Genomic DNA, 18043 nt, shown 5'->3' on the forward strand with positions numbered 1-18043 from the left:
GTTGTTTTTGACAAGAGCCATCATGTTATCTTAGAGAACTTGGAAATGAGGGCAAGACGGAGTTCAATCTGCCGATTTCGAGAGTGAGGACTGGCAATAAGCTCCCGTTCCATGGATAGCCTAAACTAAAGATGCCAAAGGAGGAAGTTGGGATGGATTACCGTATTGAGAAGGATACCTTAGGTGAGGTTAGAGTGCCTGCGGACAAGCTGTGGGCGGCACAGACGCAGCGCAGCTCCGAGAATTTCCGGATTGGAACCGAAACGATGCCGAAGGAGATTATTTCGGCGTTTGCAATATTGAAGAAAAGCGCGGCGATTGTGAATGGCAAGCTGGGCAAGCTGGACGCGGACAAAGTGGATGCCATTACGACCGCAGCCGATGAGATTGTGGCCGGCAAGTGGGATGCGCATTTCCCGTTGGTCGTTTGGCAGACAGGCAGCGGCACGCAGTCCAATATGAATGTGAACGAGGTCATTGCGAATCGGGCCAACCAGCTGCTGGAGCAAAAGGGCAGCGCCCTGCGTGTTCATCCCAACGATGACGTCAATAAATCCCAAAGCTCCAATGATACCTTCCCGACGGCGATGCATATGGCATCCGTTGTCGCTGTAGAAGAGCATGTACTGCCTGCGCTTCGCCGCTTGAAGAAAACACTTGAGAAGAAAAGCGAGGAGTACAAAGACCTGATCAAAATCGGCCGCACGCATCTTCAGGATGCCACCCCGCTGACGCTTGGACAGGAGATCAGCGGATGGCATCGGATGCTGGAGAAATGTGAATTGATGCTGTCCTCATCCGTAGAACCGATGCGCGAGCTGGCGATTGGCGGCACGGCCGTTGGTACCGGGATTAATGCCCATCCGAAATTCGGAGAAATGACGGCAGCCGAAATCAGCATGCAGATCGGAAAAAGCTACACCTCTGCCAGCAACAAGTTCCATTCGCTGACAAGCCATGATGAGATCGTATTTGCACACGGGGCGCTGAAGGCACTGGCTGCCGATTTGATGAAGATTGCCAACGACGTTCGCTGGCTGGCAAGCGGTCCTCGTTCCGGCATCGGCGAGCTGACCATTCCTGCCAATGAGCCTGGCAGCTCCATTATGCCGGGCAAAGTGAATCCGACCCAGAGTGAAGCACTCACGATGGTGGTCTGCCAAGTGATGGGCAATGATGCAACCATCGGCTTTGCGGCAAGCCAGGGTAATTTTGAGCTGAACGTATTCAAGCCGGTTATCATCTATAACTTCCTGCAGTCCGTACGCCTGCTGGCAGATGCCATGGATTCGTTCGACCAGAACTGTGCGATCGGCATTGAAGCCAACCTGGATGTCATCCGGGGGAACATGGAACGGTCGCTGATGCTGGTGACGGCGCTGAATCCGCATATCGGATATGAGAATGCAGCAGCCATTGCAAAACAAGCGCACAAAGAAGGCACAACGCTCCGTGAAGCGGCTCTGGCCAGCGGACTGTTAAGCGCGGAGGATTTCGACCGGATTGTCCGTCCGGAAGAAATGATTCATCCGAAGGAATAGGCGCCGAGCTTTCGCGAGGCATCTGTTTGACTACGAGCCCATTTCACTGCGGTGAAGTGGGCTTATTGTTTATCCATCGGCCGAAGGCGGTTATAATTAGGGTGTCAGATTTTACAATCATACATAAATCATGGGGATAAAGGATGGATGATAACTTGAGGAAACATCAGTGGTTTGCAGCATTGCTCTCCCTGATCTGCACCGGGCTCGGGATGTTTTATATCGGGACACCGGGCATGATCATCGGCGGGGTGCTGCTTATGGCGCTTCAGGGAGCGGCTCTTTATATTTTTTTCATCACATTAGGTTTCTTGGGCTTGATTATTGGCCCGCTGGTCATTGTCCTTCATATTGTAGGACTCATTATACCCATCGTTTACTTCAACTACCGATCGCCGAAGAAACCGATGTTCGACGAGAAGCGGCGGCGCCAGCTCTCCTCACCTTGGAAAATCATCCTGAGGACGTTAATCGGACTGGCCCTGTTCGCCGGGTCCATATATGGCGGGTACACCTGGGGATCTTCCCCTTTCATGAAGACGGCAGCGGAGAAACGGGTGGTTCAGGAAGCGGCTGAGTCTTATCTGGAACAGAAGTACAGCGAGCCCTTCAAGGTAACGGAAGTAAGTTATACCTGGGCTGTCAGTTCGTATAATCTTAGAGCCCATTCTGAGCAGGCGCCTGATCTGGAGTTTACCCTAAACAGTGATGATGGCAGCCCGCCTACCCTATCGAATGATACTTATCTGAACTTGCTCTGGGGGAAGCAGCTTGAAGAGCAATTGAAGCCACTGCTGGACGAGCTGTATCCAAACCAGGCTTTTGCGCAAGCCTACGTATTCTCGGATTCCGAGACGCTTGAGCGCAATTATAACAGCCTTGGCCAGGGGGCGGATGGAGCAGTTCGTCAGAATGTAAGTTTAATCGTATTTGCGGATCTCACCGCGGCTAATCTTCCAGAGGAGCAGGAGCGTGTGCTGGAGCTGATACGAAAGCTGCCTTCCGTGACCGTAAAGGGGGAAACGGACCTTCAGATCAATTACTATCCTTCGGATTTGAATACGCCCGATACTGCGAAGAAGATAGGGCAGGATTTTGATTATATGAGAGGGTTGCCGAGTACCCATTTTTTCAGAGAGTTCGATATTTCGAAAATGGCGTCTGCGGATGATATCGAGATCAGAGAGATGTAATCAAGATGACGGAGTTCAGCTCTTCTTATGATAAGAAGCCTGGCAGAGTCTATGACTCGGCTTGGCTTCTTTTTTTGATTGTGTGAGTCATCATCGTACCGTTAGTTCCTGGACAGATCAATTACGTGTTCTTTCTTTGTTCGTGAAATGGTCAGTTTCAGGTTGAAGGCCTTGGCCATGTCGCGTACAGGGACGTACAGGGTGTTTTTTGTGAAAACAGGTCCTTCGTATTTGCTCTCATCCAGCTTGCAAGAGTCCGATGCTTCCGGGCACAGCAGCTCCGGTTCATAGATGTTGATGTCATTGACACTCATCTCTTGGGTTGCCTTCCGCACGATCGTATACCCCCGGCTTGCGTTGCCCCATACCGATATGTGGGGAGCGCTTGGAGCCTTCAGATCATATTGATGGAAGTGGTCCAGTTCCGCTTGCAGAGAATAGGAAATCTCGTACCCGAGTGCCTCAGCTAACCCTTGGAGAGGAACATAGGCCTTGCCTTGGCGAATATATACGTCATTCATGAGTGTGCCTGCTACGTTTACGGAATAGCTCGGAGCGGCGGCGGCGGCGTCAACGTCCGCTTGCTCGCTGCTCCAGATGAGCGAAGTTGCTAACAGGACGCTTGTGAGGGCAAATAGAGATATTTTTCTGAATGTCACGGCAGTGATAACCTCCTTGAATACGGGATGAATTCAGGCATTCGGTAAGCTGCCAGTATAGGGCAGCCAGCTCCTACTATAATAGACGCTCCTTCTGGCTGATTGGTTAGCTGTCATATCGGAAAAAAAGGTATGTTTGTAAGGTATGCTTGTTTTATTCTGCGAAGGAGAAGATGAGAGAGGATGCTGTGGTTTGCCGTAGTTGCTAGATTCATTTCAATAGGCACAGATTTATATGTTATATAATATAACATATTATTTATGATAGGAGATGTTTGTTTATGCTATTTAGAGTATAATGTTATTTTAATTAACATATATATCCTTCTTTCATTATACTATACGAATCTATAAAAAGAGGAAATTGTTTAATAAATGAATGAAAATAAGTGATAATCACCGATATGTATATAATAATGCGCTTACATTATCGAATTCAAAGATTGTTAGGTTAATTTACATGATCTATGATAGTCACTAACTACCTAACAACATCGATAGATTGGAGCGTGCGTCAATGCGTAAAATGACCTCATGGAAATTAAAAGGGAGTGCGGCACTGCTTAGTGCCTCATTGCTGGCCGGATCGTTCATCCTTACTGGTACACCTGCGGAAGCTAGTTCCAGCACGAGCACGAACGCTGGACAAGTGAGCAGCATCCAGAAGAGCAGCTTAACGTCACCTATTACGGTTCAGGAATTCTCCAAACTGCTGAACGCGGTTGCGAAGGGGAATGGACTTGAATTCAAAGGCCTGGACGGAACCGGAACCATCAAGCGCAAAGACGCTGCAGCTGCCATCTATGAATGGATTGAATTGCCGGAGAGCACAAGCGAATATACAGATTTGTCAGAGGCTGAATCCGAGATTGCAGGTGCCTTGCTGAAGGCAGGGATTATGAACGGTTATAGCAGTACGGTATTTGCGCCCAATCAGCCGGTGACGATTTCCGATGCTCATGTGCTGATCGATCGGATCGAAGCCTATTTAACTCCTTTTGACATTACCGAGGCAACGATTGCAGAGATGCAAACGGCGATGGAACAGGGGAAGGTGACTTCCGTCACACTGGTTCAGCTCTATCTGGCAAGAATCCATCGCTACGATGATCAGCTCCATGCCATCCTGACCGTGAACGACAAGGCGGTGGAGGCGGCTAGAAAGCTGGATGAGGAACGCAGAGCGACAGGCCCGCGAGGTCCGCTGCATGGCATCCCGATCATTGTGAAGGATAATTATGATACAGCGGACATGCCGACAACGGCAGGCTGCGTGTGTCTGAAGGACTCCATCCCGGATAACGATTCGGAGCAGGTCGCCCGATTGAAGGCTGCCGGAGCGATTATCATTGCCAAGGCGAATCTGGACGAATTCGCTTTTAATATTACCACGTCCAGTTCACTTGGCGGACAGACGCTAAACCCTTATAATCTGGGGCATTATCCTGGCGGCTCCAGCGGTGGAACCGGGGCGGCGATTGCAGCCAACTTTGCAGCGGCCGGCCTTGGCACGGATACAGGCGGCTCCATTCGGATTCCCTCCTCCTTAAACAGCCTGGTAGGCATCCGGCCTACCATTGGACTGTCCAGCCGTGACGGGATTATACCGCTGGCGTTAACACAGGATGTGGGGGGACCGATGGCCCGGACCGTAGCGGACGCGGCAGCCGTTCTTGAAGCTACCGCAGGTTATGATGCAAAGGATCTGGTGACCACGCAGAGCGTAGGTCGTGTTCCAGACAGTTATTTGAGTTATCTGGACAAGGAAGGTCTTCAAGGTGCGCGGATTGGGGTTGTCACGCAGCTTCTGTCAGGCACGAAGGCCGAGCAGAACGAAGTGAATGATATCACTTTGAAAGCCGTGAAGGATATGGAGAAGTTAGGCGCGACTGCCGTTCATATCGAAATTCCGAATTATGAGGCTATCATGAAATTCCCAAGCCTCAGCGGTTGGGAGTTCAAATTCCAGCTGAATGATTACCTGGAGAGTCTGGGTGAGGATGCACCTTACCATTCCCTGGAGGAGATTATTGCTTCCGGTGAATATCTGGAATCGCATAAGAGCTCCATGGAAGCCAGACAAGCTCGCGAGACCCTGGACGACAACGAGTACCGCAAAATTGTGCTGGACCGTACAAAGCTGACGCAGGAATCGCTGCTGAAGGTGATGGCCGAGCACAATCTGGATGCGCTGGTCTATCCAGCCTCGGCCGAACCGGCTGGCAAACTCGGCGAGGGTCAGAACTCGGGTGTGAACAACAGGCTCAGCCCGTTCTCCGGCTTCCCGGCAATTACAGTTCCAGCGGGCTTTACGGATGGCGGGCTTCCCGTTGGCGTGGAGTTCCTCGGGAAGGCATTTGATGAAGGCACATTGATCAAGCTGGCATACAGTTATGAGCAAGGCACCCTGCATCGCAAATCGCCAACCCTGACTCCGTAAGGCTGATGGGGCAAATATCATGAGGGAAACGGACGGATCAAGAGGATAAACCTTGATCCGTCCGTTTGTTGTTATGGGCTCCTGGAAGAGGAGTCCTCACATTTTACATACTCATTGTATTCTTAGCTTCACGGTACCCGGACAGCTTGTTTACGAAGAAGGTAATCAGGAACGAGCAGAGCATGCTGGCTGCCATGGAGACCAGGAAGCCGACGGTGTTATTCGATGTGATCGGACCAATGAAAGAGGGGACGTATGCGGTGCCACGAACCCCGAATATGCCGACAAGCATGCCGCCAAGTCCAGCGGAAGCAATGGCGCCCGCAAATACAAATTTATTCGAGAACATGAATGGATAGGCAGCTTCAACAAAGGTGCCAAAACCCATATTGATGGCAAATCCGGGAGCGGCTACAGCGGCCTCCCCTTTGTCGCGGGGTGCAATGATGTTGGCCAGCGTAATTCCTGCGGATACCATGACCAAGCCGACCATATCCACCGCGCCGAGGAAGCTGTTGCTCGTGGTTTCCATCTCAAGCAGTACGATCGGCAGAATTGCCGCATGATAGACGCCGCCAATGATCGCAGGCCAGATCAGCAGTCCTGCAATCAATCCGGCAATGGCCGGGCTCCAGGAGACCAGCGTTTCGATCAGCATGCGGATGCCCTCGCCAGCACTCAGCGCAATCGGTGCGATGAGAAAGTAGACCAGCAGACCGGCAATCAGCCCTGAGACGCCGCCTGCAACGATGTTGACCGTCGTAGCCGGGAAACGCCACTCCACACATTGACGGAATATGTAATGGACAATGATGCCTGCGCCAATTCCGCCGATGATACCCCCGATAATGCCGCCTTCAACGGACAGGACACCGGCCACGATCCCGGCGACAATGGAGACCTCGTCCAGCTCGGATACCTGCTTGGCTGCAATAACGGCAACGATGACCGGCAGCGCCTTGATCATCAGATCAAACACCTCGGTCAGTGCCGATAAGCCCGGGATTTTGCTGACCGCGAGGATCAGAGCCATACCGATGAAGCCGGGAAGCGAGGCCATCATAATGCCTCGAATATTGATGCGGCGCCATGGAGATGAGCTTCCGGCTGCCGCGTGGATGCTCGCTGCTGCGTTCCCGATGACCGGCCGATACGGAAGCCGCCAATGCTTGCTGAGGGAAGTAGCAAACGTGACCGCTCGGGTGCGGTTGGTGGTGCCGGTTGTGCCGGATGCGGCAATGACGTATGCGCCTTTGGTCTGAATGATGGCCATGGACGTTCCTCCCGTACCGGTCACCGGCAGACGGAACTTGGCGGCAGCCTCAATGGCGTGTCGGTTGCTGCCCTCCGGGTCGGCACTCATTACAATGAGACCGTCAATCTCGCCGAGTTCAATCTGCTCGGCAATTTCCCGGTCAAGCCGCTCGGCAGCCTGATTCACTTGCTGAAGGGTGCCTTCAGCGATAATGACCGGCTCGCCTTGACTAGAATTCCAGCCGTAAAGTGCAGCGGGCGTTGAGTCCTTAGCTGCATCCATGGAGACCTGGGCTGCGATGAACTGTAGAGCCCCGCATGACAGACCGGCGCTCTCCATCTGCACCAATATCTCATCCAGCAGCTTGAGCGGGTCCCTGCCGCCCAGATTGTACAGATTGCCGCCGCTGCTTCCTATAATAGCTATTTGACGATTCATGTCTTGCTGCCCCCCATACGATAACAGATTGTAATTTCTATATTACAGCAGAGTTATAACTTGTTAAAGTGCTAAAATGTCGGCAAAGCATGCAAAAAGCCGCCGTGCATCACCCCGTAAGGGCTGCATGGCGGCTATGGTTCATGGTTCGCTTACTCGTTATGTTCCGTTGTTGCTGCCACGGCAGATGTTTCTTCAGCCGTATTTTCTTCCGTTTCCTTGACGATTTGCAGCTTCGTATAACGGTGGGTTTTCTTCTCGATGACGGTAAACGTCAGATCACGGTAGCTCCATGTATCGCCTTTGGCGAGCTCGGAGTTGTGTCCGTACAGCCAGCCGCCGATGGTATCCAGGTCATCCGTGCTCAGATCGGTATGCAGCAGATCATTGATCCGATTGATGGACACCTTGCCGTCAGCGATGATGCGGTTCGGCTCAGGCTGGGTCAGCTCGCGTTCCTCATCCTCGTCGAATTCATCGCGGATCTCCCCGACGATCTCCTCCAGAATATCCTCAATGGTGATCATGCCGGACGTACCGCCATACTCGTCGATCAGGATGGCCATATGCGTGCCTTCCTGCTGCATTTTGCGAAGTAATTTCTTGATCGGAATCGCTTCGGATACTGTCATGGCCGGATGAATCAGCTTGGACAGATCGATGCTGGCATTGTCATCAAACTCCAGGAAGAAATGCTTGGTGTTAACTATACCGACGATCTGATCCTTGTCGCCGCGTACAACCGGGAAACGGGTGTACTGCTCACGCTTGATAATCTGCAGGTTCGCTGCAAGCGGCTTGTCAACATACAGGCAGATCATATCGGTACGTGGCACCATGATCTCCTTGGCAAGCATATCATCAAAAGCAAAAATTCGGCTTACATAACCATACTCGGCTTGGTTGATCTTCCCGCTCTCATAACTGTCACTCAGGATCATGCGAAGTTCCTCTTCCGAGTGAGCTTCCTCATGTTCACTTGCCGGATGCATGCCGAACAGACGAACGATTTTGTTGGCGGATCCGTTAAGCAGCCAGATGAACGGGTACATAATGCGGTTGAACCATATAATAGGCGTCGCGCATAAGAACGACACAGCTTCAGCTTTATTGATAGCAATCGTTTTCGGTGCAAGTTCACCGATAACAACGTGGATATAAGTCATAATAATAAAAGCAAGCAGGAATGAGATCAGCGAAGCTACAGCTGACGGGATGGAAAAGTTATCAAACACCGGATGAAGAATCTTCTCGATGGTCGGTTCCCCGAGCCAGCCGAGACCGAGTGCCGTGATGGTAATCCCAAGCTGACACGCAGACAGGTAACCATCCAGATTCGAAGTTACCTTTTTAACGGCAAGAGCGCCTTTACGCCCTTCCATAACCAATTGGTCTACTCGACTGGGACGAAGTCTTATGATAGCAAATTCCGTCATAACGAAAAAAGCGGTAGCTGCAATAAGTACAGCGACTAAAAATAAATTTACGCCTATACTGTCATCCAAACAAAACACATCCTTTTTTTATCTGATCTGAATTAGTTTTTAAATAACCATGGTTTACTATGCATGGCTGTCAACATAATTCGACCTGAATTTCAAAGGTTCCAGCAGCATGTGCTTGAGGATCAGAAACATATCGGTTTCAGTACAGCATGTAACGTTATTCAAGGAAAGCAGAGACACATGGCGCTTATCTTCCAGCTTCAACCGAACAGGCTCCGGCGTTTTGGGGACCGGCGTCGACTCAGGCAGATTGCCTTCGGAAGCTTCCATTCCGTGCGTAGCCGCAGCGGAATCGGTTATGTCCACTAGAGGGACGGGCGTAACGGAAGCGATCAGCAGAAGGCCAAGTGTTGAACATATAATTCTGATTATCCTTCGTATGGGGTCCAAGTCGGATCGTCACTCCTACAATTCGTAATCGAGTTGCTCTAAAAAAATATATGGCTAAAATGTCATCCTATGAATGCGTAATTTGAGTTGTTGTACGTAATTTCACCACGAATGCGGTTTTCAAAACAAGGTATATTGTTAAGATTATAAAATTTATAGTTTTCAGCGAAGCTGAACAAATTCGATGATCGCAAGAAAAAATCCCTCTAAACGCGGTCTGTCTACTGAAAGTAAGTCGATAGAGTTTTTCTTATTAATCATAAGAAAAAGTAAGCCACTATGTCAAATGCCAGTTGCTTTCTGTTGTGTAATCCCATAGGGAGCAAGGATTGCAGGGTGAGCTGTCTATGAAAAAAGGACAACTCTCTATGAACCTGGAGAGTTGTCCTGTCATGAAACGAATTATTTATGGAGTGGCAGCTGTCTGACATAGCTGTCGGACAGGTGGAGCAGCTGCAGCGCCCGTTCGAACTCCTCCTGGGAAGCCTGTGTCGACTTCTCATCTGAGCTCGGCAGCGGGTGCTTGGTTCCATCCTCAAAGCCGATTCCCGGGATGTACAGGGTGGTATTGTTGATAAACGTCCCGGAAGGAAGGTAATACCGTTCCGGCAGCAAGTTGTTATCGGTGTTGTTCAGCAAATCCTGACCAAAATGAAGCTGTTGGTCCAACGATACGCCGAGCAGGTTAGAGACCGTTGGCAAGAGGTCGATCTGCCCGCCGACTTGCTCTTTCACTTCCGGTTGAAGGCCTTCGCCATGGATGATGAGCGGAATGTTGATCATATCGCCTGAATTATAGTCCCGGCCATAAATTTCGTGCATCAGCTCTTTATCTTTGTTATCCAGTGAGTAGATCGGCAGTCCAAGGTGATCTCCATAGACAACAACCATGCTGTTATCCCATATCCCGTCCTTCTTCAACTGCTCAATGAATTTGCCGAGCGCGTCATCTGCATAGTTCTGGGAGCGGATATAATCGCCGACAAACGTACCATCATACCGCTCTGGGAGCGTCATCCGGTACTTCACTTCAGGAATGGTATAAGGATGATGTGCAGACATCGATATGACCTGAGCATAAAACGGCTTTCCTGTATCGTGCATCTTTTTCAGCTCGGCGGCTGTCTTGGAATACAGGGCATCATCCGAGGCGCCGAAGAACAGCTTATCATCCTCACCGAAAAAGGCTTTATCATAATAACGGTTAAAACCGAGCGCTTTATACAGCTCTCCGCGGTTCCAGAACTCCACCACATTGGTATGGAAGGTGGCCGTATCGTAGCCTTCCGCTTGCAGCAATTTCGGCAAGCTAGGGAGGACCCTGTCCGCATAATGCTGCGTTGCCGCCCCCCGCGGCGGGATGTAGAAGGAGGTATTTACAACAAACTCGGCATCGGAGGTATTACCCTGCCCGACATTCTGGAAGAAGTTCGGGAAGTACAGGCTTTCACGAGCCAGCTTGTTCATGTTGGGCGTAATTTCCTTGCCGTCAATCTTCAGATTCATCAAGAACTGCTGGTAAGATTCCATCTGGATGATGATCAGATTCTTGCCCTGGGCTACACCGGAGAGCAGTGCTTCCTGATCCGATGCTCCAAGTCCCTTCAGTTCATTGATTTTATCCTGCGTGATGGTCTTGGCATCTGCAAGCTCGGTGTTTTCCTGTTGGAAAATCGTGTAGGCTTCGTAATTGAGAATTCCCATCTCCTGCGCCTTTACGATTTCGTTCATGCTTGCGCGGTTAGGCATAATCTGGAACAGGCACAGCATCAGGGAGAACACAAACACGATGGGAACGAATTTGCGCTTCTCTTTTTTGGCATGCCGAATCTTCCACTTCTTCACGCGGTCACTGCGCCACAGCAGCACGAACATGACAATGATATCCGTAAAAATCAACAAATAATAAGGGTCCATTAAGGAGAATACGCTGTTGCTGACTGCGGTTACCTGGTTGACTTGCTCAAGGGCGTGATACGTCACGATGACGCCATAGTATTTATAATACATAATAGCTGCAAAGAATATGGCGGTCAGCAGTAGGTTAACGCTCATATAGGCAGCAAGTTTCCGCTTGGAGGCAAACCATTCAATCAAGCTGAACACAAGCCAGATAAAAGGGATTTCTGTAATGAGTGGTTTCCAAGGCATCACATCATCAAAAATGACCATCCAGGCTAAGTAGCTTTTGAGCAGCATAATGACAGAGAAAAATATAAAAGGCTTCGTCATCGTTAACCGAAACCGCGAGGTGGAGAGCACCTGTATCGCCTTCCTTTCAATGCCGCCCAATATTAGGTTCAGGAGCTTTCAGCGGCTATTCGTTTTTTTACCATCGACAGACGTTATTCTTACGGTTCGTTTACATTAGACATGACATTAATTTAACAAAACTTATGAACAGAACTTATTATGACCTCTTCCGCGGAGGTTGTCAAAGAGTTAAAGTAAGTTCCGGAAATGCGCATAACAACACAAAAAAGACAACGAAAAAACCGGTCATCGCCGGTTTAGTCAGAGTCATGCCAATATTAGTGCAGAAATGCCATGATTAGTGGTGCGGTCCCGAGGGTGAAGAGGGCAGCAACAATCATCGAGATGCTGGAGATTGTGCCGGAGAGGGAGCTGAATTCGAATGCTTTGGATGTGCCGGTTCCGTGGGCGCTGGTCCCGAACAGAACGCCTCTTGCGATATCACCCCGAATCCGGAAAATTCGCATGACGGCCGGTCCGATCATGGAGCCCAGAATGCCGGTCATGATGACAAAGACAGCGGTCATGTTGGGCACCCCCCCGATGACCTCAGATACGTTCATGGCAATGGGCGTAGTAATGGAGCGCGGCACAAGGCTGGTGGCCAGAGAGCTGTTCAGGTGCATCCATTTTGCAAGAAACGCAGAGGATACCATCGCCAGCACCGACCCGGTCAGCACGCTGAGCATAATCTCGGCAGCATGCTTCTTAAGGGTTTGAAAGTTCTTGTACAGCGGAACGGCAAAGGCGATCGTTGCCGGTCCCAGCAGCTTGCTTATCCACTGCGCACCTTCATTGTATGTTTCATAGGATACGCCCGTTTGTGTCAATATCACAACAAGGAGCACCGGAGTAATCAGGAGCGGAGACAAATAGACCTTGGGAAAGCGGCGGTACAGCCTTTTGGCGCCCGCATAGATACCGATCGTTAACAGCAGCCCAACGAATGCAGACAGCAGGATGTTCATGGCGTTCTCCGCTCCTTTCGAGTGGAGATGAAGCCGGCTGTCAGCCCCGAACTCACCATCACGATAACGGTGCTGAACAGAACGACAACTAGAATCTGGAGCCCTTCGGCTTCCAGCATCGGGAAATATTTCATGATACCGACTGCAGCAGGGATAAAGAACAGCAGCAATTCGGCGAGCAGCCAATTAGCGCCAAGCTCAATCCACTCCAGACGCAGGATCTTGGCTTCGAGCAGAATAAACACCACGGCAATGCCGAGTATGCTTCCGGGTATCCCCAGATGCAGCCATTCGGCCAGTTTATCCATTCCGATGGAAAGAAGCATGAAACCGGCCACTTGCAGAGTTCCTTTCAATATGTTGATCATGACCGGCCTCCTATGTTTTCAGTATTAATGAAATTTTACAACGATAATTTTCATAGGTAAAATGCATATATCGAATGATAACTATTCCATTTATCTATACATAGAAGAATCAGGAGGGTGGATCGGATGGACATACGGCATCTGGAGTATTTTCTTGAGGTCGCCAGGAATCAGAGCTTCACCAAGGCGGCGGAGAAGCTTTATATTACGCAGCCGACAATCAGCAAGACCATTCGCAACATGGAGGATGAATGGGGCGTCACCTTGTTCTACCGGCAGGGCAAGCGAATCGAGCTGACGGATGCGGGCCATATCATGTACCAGCAGGCACAGCAGATGGTGGATTCCTTCCAGCGCGTATCCGCCGAGCTGGAGGATCTAATGAACCTGAAGCGCGGACATCTCCGAATTGGTCTTCCGCCTATGGTGGGCTCAAGCTTTTTCCCTGAGGTGATCGGGCATTTCCACCAGGAATACCCAAAGATTACCATTCAGCTTATTGAGGATGGCGCCAAGAAGGTGGAGGCTGATGTGGAGAGCGGCCAGACGGACATCGGGGTTGCCGTGCTGCCGGTTAACGAAGACGTGTTTCACTATTATTCCTTTGTGAAAGAGAAGTTGAATCTGCTTGTACATCCGTCCCATCGGCTTGCAGGCAGAGATCATGTGAACCTGAATGAGCTTGCGGAGGAAGCGTTTGTGTTGTTCCGCGAGGATTTCACGCTCCATGACCGGATCATCCGGGAATGCATAAGCGCAGGCTTCGAGCCTAGAGTGGTCTACGAAAGCTCGCAGTGGGACCTCATCAGCGGCATGGTGGCAGCGAATCTGGGGATAGCCCTGCTGCCGGAAACGATTTGCAAAGAAATCGATTCTTCGCGCGTTACGATTCTGCCGCTGGATAATCCGGTGATTCCTTGGCAGCTCGGCATGATCTGGAGGAAGGACCGGTATCTGTCCTTTGCTGTCAGGGAATGGATCAGCTTTACACGCGGGCTGCTGGGAGAACGGGGATAAGTTTGTTTTGAATTGAGCTGCATTTCATACATTTTCACTCCTTGGACATAATATCCATAGTAAGAGAACCAATTACAAGCTATCTATCCAAGGAGGAATGACATTCGTGAGTGGCCAGGAACATGAGGGGAATAATGGGATTAACCAGGAGCGCACAGGTTTTGCACAAAACCGGGGTGAGACGGAGCGGGAGGATACACTGACTAATCGTCAGGGGCATCCGATATCAGACAATCAGAATGTGAGAACGGTTGGGAACCGGGGTCCGATGACACTGGAGAATTATCATTTTCTCGAGAAGATTACGCATTTTGACCGGGAACGCATTCCGGAACGCGTTGTGCATGCCAGGGGAGCAGGGGCCCACGGCTACTTTGAAACGTATGGAAAAGTGGGCGATGAGCCCGTCTCTAAGTATACGCGGGCAAAGCTGTTTCAGGTTGAAGGCAAGCGAACTCCGGTATTTGTGCGGTTCTCGACCGTAGTCCACGGCTCCGGCTCGCCTGAAACGCTACGTGACCCACGCGGATTTGCCGTCAAGTTCTACACGGAGGAAGGCAACTGGGATTTGGTGGGCAACAACCTGAAAATATTTTTCATCCGTGATCCGCTCAAATTCCCGGATATGGTGCATGCGTTCAAGCCTGATCCGGTATCCAACGTCCCGGGGCCAGTCGGCATGTTCGACTTCGTATCCCGTTCTCCGGAAGCGACGCATATGATTACGTTTCTGTGGTCCCCTTGGGGCATCCCGGCGAATTACCGCCAAATGCAGGGCTCTGGTGTGAATACATACAAATGGGTCAATGCAGATGGAGTTGGTGTGCTGGTGAAGTATCACTGGGAGCCGCTAAAGCAGGGGATCAAAAACCTGACGCAGGAAGAAGCAAACAAGATCCAGGGCATGAATGACAGCCACGCCACCCAGGATCTGTATGAGGCGATTGAGCGCGGAGAATATCCGGAGTGGGAACTGTGCGTTCAGATTATGAGCGACGGCGATCATCCGGAGCTGGAATTTGATCCGCTTGATCCGACCAAGCTGTGGCCGGAAGATCAGTTCCCGTTCTTAAAGGTTGGTAAAATGGTGCTGAACCGCAATCCGGAGAACTACTATAACGAGGTGGAGCAAGCGGCCTTCGGAACCGGCGTGCTTGTGGACGGACTCGACTTCTCGGACGACAAGCTGCTGCAGGGCCGTACCTTCTCTTACTCGGATACCCAGCGGCATCGCGTAGGCACAAACTATCTGCAGCTGCCAATCAACGCACCGAAGAAGCGGGTAGCGACCAATCAGCGCGGCGGACAAATGTCTTATTTTGTGGATAAGGCGCCAGGGCAGAGCCCACATGTGGATTATGAGCCTTCCATGACGGACGGCTTGGTGGAAGCCTCGCAGACAGCGAAGCCGCATCAGCCTCACTACGATGCGAATCTCGTGCGCCAGAAGCTTGACCGCACGCTGGACTTTAAGCAGGCTGGCGATACGTACCGAGCGTTCGAGGACTGGGAGCGCAATGAACTGATCAACAATCTGGTGGGTGCGCTAAGTCAATGCGATGTTCGCATTCAAGAGAAAATGGTGGAGCATTTCACGTACGCGGATGAGGATTACGGACGCCGCGTTAGGGAAGGCCTGGAGCAGGCGAAGAAGGGCTCGGATGGAGATTCACGTGAACAAGCGGTAGAGGATGCCAGCCGCATGGGGCATGAGGCTGATCCTTATTAATTGTATCGCTTGTGCTTGTACACAGCGTCACTTTGATAACGAGAGAATAGAGAAGCCGCCTGCAACAAAGTTAGCCGCAGGCGGCTTTTTTCCGGTTGTAAAATATTTGCGGGATGTTAAGATGTTGCAAGGAATCACAGCGATCCTTATAGAATCAACATAGAACCATGGGAAGAGGAGGCTTGCGTTATGGCAATACAAGCGGGGATCATCGGATACGGCCTGTCCGGATCGGTGTTTCATGCACCGATCCTGAGAAGCGTGCCGGATTATAAGGTACACACGGTTGTGTCATCGGATCCGGACAAGGTTCACAAGGATTTGCCGGATACGGCTGTTGTCGACAGTGTGGATGAACTCTTGTCGGTTTCGGAGATTGACGTTGTCATCATTACGAGTCCTAATACAACACATTATGAATATTCCCGATTGGCCCTTGAGGCTGGCAAGCACGTGGTTGTAGAGAAACCGTTCACCGTAACCGCTGCCGAAGCGGACGAGCTGATTGAGCTTGCCAAGCAGAAGGGCGTCCTGCTTACGGTATACCATAACCGCCGCTGGGACAATGACTTTCTGACCGTCCGCAACCTGCTGGAAACGGGAGCGCTCGGCAAGCTTTCCATTTATCAATCACAGTTCAGCCGCTACCGTCCTGAGGTGCAATCCGAGCGGTGGAGAGAGCAGGCAGCTCCCGGTTCAGGCATATTATACGATCTGGGCTCGCACCTGATTGATCAGGCTCTGTTCCTGTTTGGTCTGCCGGAGACGTTATGGGCAGATTTAAGAATAGAGCGCAAAGGTTCCAAAGCGCATGATTATTTTCATCTGGTGCTGGGTTACGCAACGTTCCGCGTCATTCTGCACTCCGGCTCACTGGTACGGCAAGCCGGCCCGAAATTCGAGCTGCATGGCGATAAGGGAAGTTTCCTGAAATATGGGATGGACCCTCAAGAAGGCCAGTTGAAGCAGGGCATGCGCCCAGGGGATGCAGGCTGGGGGGAAGACTCGCCGGATCAATACGGAGAGCTCGCTACCGAGCTGAGCGGGCTGGCAGTCCAAGGTGAGATTGAGACGCTGCCAGGACGTTATCAGGCATTCTATCAGGGACTTGCTGAAGCCGTTCTTAAAGGGGGGGCTTTACCCGTCCAAGCGGAGGAAGCCCGCAACGTGATCCGGATGATCGAGTATGCGCTGCAAAGTCATCAGGAGGGACGTACCATCCAAATCACGTAGCACGGGATCTCTCTTGTGTCAGATTAACGTTGGTTTACACATAGTTTGCTCCGATTTGTGGGATATTAGGTGATGCAACCCTGGGCACGTCTTTCATAGGGGCGATTGATCCATATCACTACAAAGAAGGAGAGAGGCGGATATGAAGAAACGTGGAGTCCTTCGGTCGGCGCTTGTGCTTCTGATGAGTTTGGCGATAGTGCTGACCATCTCTGGAGCAGCCTTGGCGGCCGGAAGCGGTCCGTTTCACTTTGGATTTAAGAAAAGCGTCAATGGCCAGCTGCCCTCGATCAATGAGGAAGGCTTTAAGGAGCTTCTGCAAAAATACGATGCCATCTTCATGGGCGATGCCGAGCAGAAGGAGCTTTATCTCACGTTTGATAACGGCTATGAGAACGGTTATACCTCCCGTATCCTGGATACGCTCAAAGAGAAAAAGGTGCCCGCCACCTTCTTCGTGACCGGACATTACGTGAAGACACAGGCGGATCTGCTGAAGCGGATGACGGCGGAAGGCCATATTATCGGCAACCATTCCTGGAATCACCCCGATGTTACCACGATTTCGGCAGAGAAGCTGACCGAGGAGCTGGAGCGGGTGAAGAAGGAGGTCATGAGCATAACCGGCCAGCCGGACATGAAGTATTTGCGTACACCGCGCGGCATATTCGACGAGAAGTCCCTGGCAACCAGCAAACAATTGGGATATACCAATGTCTTCTGGTCGCTAGCGTATATGGACTGGGATGTGAAGTCACAGCGCGGCGCACAGTATGCTTACGACAAGGTGACCGCACAGCTGCACCCGGGTGCAGTCATCCTGCTTCATTCGATCTCCAAGGACAATACAGAGGCGCTGGGGCGAATCATTGATGAAGCGAAGAACCGGGGCTACGAGTTTAAGAGTTTGGATCAGATGCAGAAAAAAGCTCCATAAGTGACCGTTTCGCATAGCGTGCAGATGGTATCCTCGAGGATAACCGTCCGCACGCTTTTTTCTGTATCGATCTGCGCGGATGCTTCGCATTCAGGAACGAATGTTTGGTATAATACG

At 51.0% G+C, this 18043-nt stretch carries 14 protein-coding genes; 7 read left to right on the forward strand and 7 right to left on the reverse strand.

Annotated elements, in window-relative coordinates; translation table 11 throughout:
* Window positions 1-152: 152 nt before the first annotated feature.
* Both fumC and PGL02S_RS07550 read left to right on the forward strand, forming a co-directional pair.
* Window positions 153-1541, forward strand: a complete 1389-nt coding sequence (gene fumC / locus PGL02S_RS07545) for a class II fumarate hydratase (protein WP_006207041.1) — start codon at window positions 153-155, stop codon at window positions 1539-1541.
* A gap of 155 nt (window positions 1542-1696) precedes the next feature.
* Window positions 1697-2734 carry a hypothetical protein gene (locus PGL02S_RS07550; protein ID WP_036640593.1) on the forward strand — a complete coding sequence of 346 codons (1038 nt, stop codon included), beginning with the start codon at window positions 1697-1699 and terminating at the stop codon, window positions 2732-2734.
* A gap of 101 nt (window positions 2735-2835) precedes the next feature.
* Here the strand turns inward: PGL02S_RS07550 and PGL02S_RS07555 are convergent, their stop codons facing one another.
* Complete coding sequence (locus PGL02S_RS07555; protein ID WP_235187357.1) at window positions 2836-3393, reverse strand: hypothetical protein; 558 nt, start codon at window positions 3391-3393, stop codon at window positions 2836-2838.
* A gap of 517 nt (window positions 3394-3910) precedes the next feature.
* Here PGL02S_RS07555 and PGL02S_RS07560 point away from each other — a divergent pair.
* A complete protein-coding gene (locus PGL02S_RS07560) occupies window positions 3911-5833 on the forward strand; it encodes an amidase family protein (RefSeq protein WP_036640126.1) in 1923 nt (640 codons plus the stop codon).
* A 103-nt stretch (window positions 5834-5936) separates the two neighbouring features.
* Here PGL02S_RS07560 and PGL02S_RS07565 read toward each other — a convergent pair whose 3' ends face one another.
* The 6 genes from PGL02S_RS07565 to PGL02S_RS07590 form a co-directional block, all read right to left on the reverse strand.
* The gene (locus PGL02S_RS07565; RefSeq protein ID WP_006207037.1) at window positions 5937-7526 is read right to left on the reverse strand and encodes a hypothetical protein; all 1590 of its coding nucleotides are present in this window, start codon (window positions 7524-7526) and stop codon (window positions 5937-5939) included.
* Window positions 7527-7678: 152 nt separating this feature from the next.
* On the reverse strand, window positions 7679-9031 hold the full coding sequence (locus tag PGL02S_RS07570; protein WP_036640123.1) for a hemolysin family protein: 1353 nt from the start codon (window positions 9029-9031) through the stop codon (window positions 7679-7681).
* Between the two features lie 57 nt (window positions 9032-9088).
* Window positions 9089-9337, reverse strand: coding sequence for a hypothetical protein (locus tag PGL02S_RS07575; protein WP_231887955.1), 249 nt, complete (start codon window positions 9335-9337; stop codon window positions 9089-9091).
* A gap of 486 nt (window positions 9338-9823) precedes the next feature.
* Window positions 9824-11683, reverse strand: a complete 1860-nt coding sequence (locus PGL02S_RS07580; RefSeq protein ID WP_036640121.1) for an LTA synthase family protein — start codon at window positions 11681-11683, stop codon at window positions 9824-9826.
* Window positions 11684-11952: 269 nt separating this feature from the next.
* Window positions 11953-12642: a CidB/LrgB family autolysis modulator gene (locus PGL02S_RS07585; protein ID WP_006207032.1), complete on the reverse strand. Its 690-nt coding sequence runs from the start codon at window positions 12640-12642 to the stop codon at window positions 11953-11955.
* Window positions 12639-13010, reverse strand: coding sequence for a CidA/LrgA family protein (locus PGL02S_RS07590; RefSeq protein WP_036640119.1), 372 nt, complete (start codon window positions 13008-13010; stop codon window positions 12639-12641). Before PGL02S_RS07590 ends, PGL02S_RS07585 begins: the two co-directional genes overlap by 4 nt.
* 126 nt (window positions 13011-13136) lie before the next feature.
* On the opposite strand from PGL02S_RS07590, the gene cidR reads away from it, so the two are divergent.
* The 4 genes from cidR (at window position 13137) to pdaA (ending at window position 17926) form a co-directional block, all read left to right on the forward strand.
* On the forward strand, window positions 13137-14027 hold the full coding sequence (cidR, locus tag PGL02S_RS07595; RefSeq protein WP_036640116.1) for a cidABC operon transcriptional activator CidR: 891 nt from the start codon (window positions 13137-13139) through the stop codon (window positions 14025-14027).
* Between the two features lie 106 nt (window positions 14028-14133).
* On the forward strand, window positions 14134-15756 hold the full coding sequence (locus PGL02S_RS07600; protein WP_036640114.1) for a catalase: 1623 nt from the start codon (window positions 14134-14136) through the stop codon (window positions 15754-15756).
* Window positions 15757-15945: 189 nt separating this feature from the next.
* A complete protein-coding gene (locus PGL02S_RS07605; RefSeq protein WP_036640112.1) occupies window positions 15946-16989 on the forward strand; it encodes an oxidoreductase in 1044 nt (347 codons plus the stop codon).
* 142 nt (window positions 16990-17131) lie between these two features.
* On the forward strand, window positions 17132-17926 hold the full coding sequence (pdaA, locus tag PGL02S_RS07610) for a delta-lactam-biosynthetic de-N-acetylase (protein ID WP_036640110.1): 795 nt from the start codon (window positions 17132-17134) through the stop codon (window positions 17924-17926).
* The last annotated feature ends 117 nt before the right edge of the window (window positions 17927-18043 follow it).

Origin of the sequence: Paenibacillus glucanolyticus NBRC 15330, assembly GCF_004000885.1 — a bacterium.
Lineage (GTDB): Bacteria > Bacillota > Bacilli > Paenibacillales > Paenibacillaceae > Paenibacillus_AQ > Paenibacillus_AQ glucanolyticus.

Coding starts and splice junctions, on each gene's coding strand:
- fumC (WP_006207041.1), top strand. CDS start 153: ATGGATTACCGTATTGAGAAGGATACCTTAGGTGAGGTTAGAGTGCCT.
- PGL02S_RS07560 (WP_036640126.1), top strand. CDS start 3,911: ATGCGTAAAATGACCTCATGGAAATTAAAAGGGAGTGCGGCACTGCTT.
- PGL02S_RS07565 (WP_006207037.1), bottom strand. CDS start 7,526: ATGAATCGTCAAATAGCTATTATAGGAAGCAGCGGCGGCAATCTGTAC.
- PGL02S_RS07585 (WP_006207032.1), bottom strand. CDS start 12,642: ATGAACATCCTGCTGTCTGCATTCGTTGGGCTGCTGTTAACGATCGGT.
- PGL02S_RS07590 (WP_036640119.1), bottom strand. CDS start 13,010: ATGATCAACATATTGAAAGGAACTCTGCAAGTGGCCGGTTTCATGCTT.
- cidR (WP_036640116.1), top strand. CDS start 13,137: ATGGACATACGGCATCTGGAGTATTTTCTTGAGGTCGCCAGGAATCAG.
- PGL02S_RS07605 (WP_036640112.1), top strand. CDS start 15,946: ATGGCAATACAAGCGGGGATCATCGGATACGGCCTGTCCGGATCGGTG.
- pdaA (WP_036640110.1), top strand. CDS start 17,132: ATGAAGAAACGTGGAGTCCTTCGGTCGGCGCTTGTGCTTCTGATGAGT.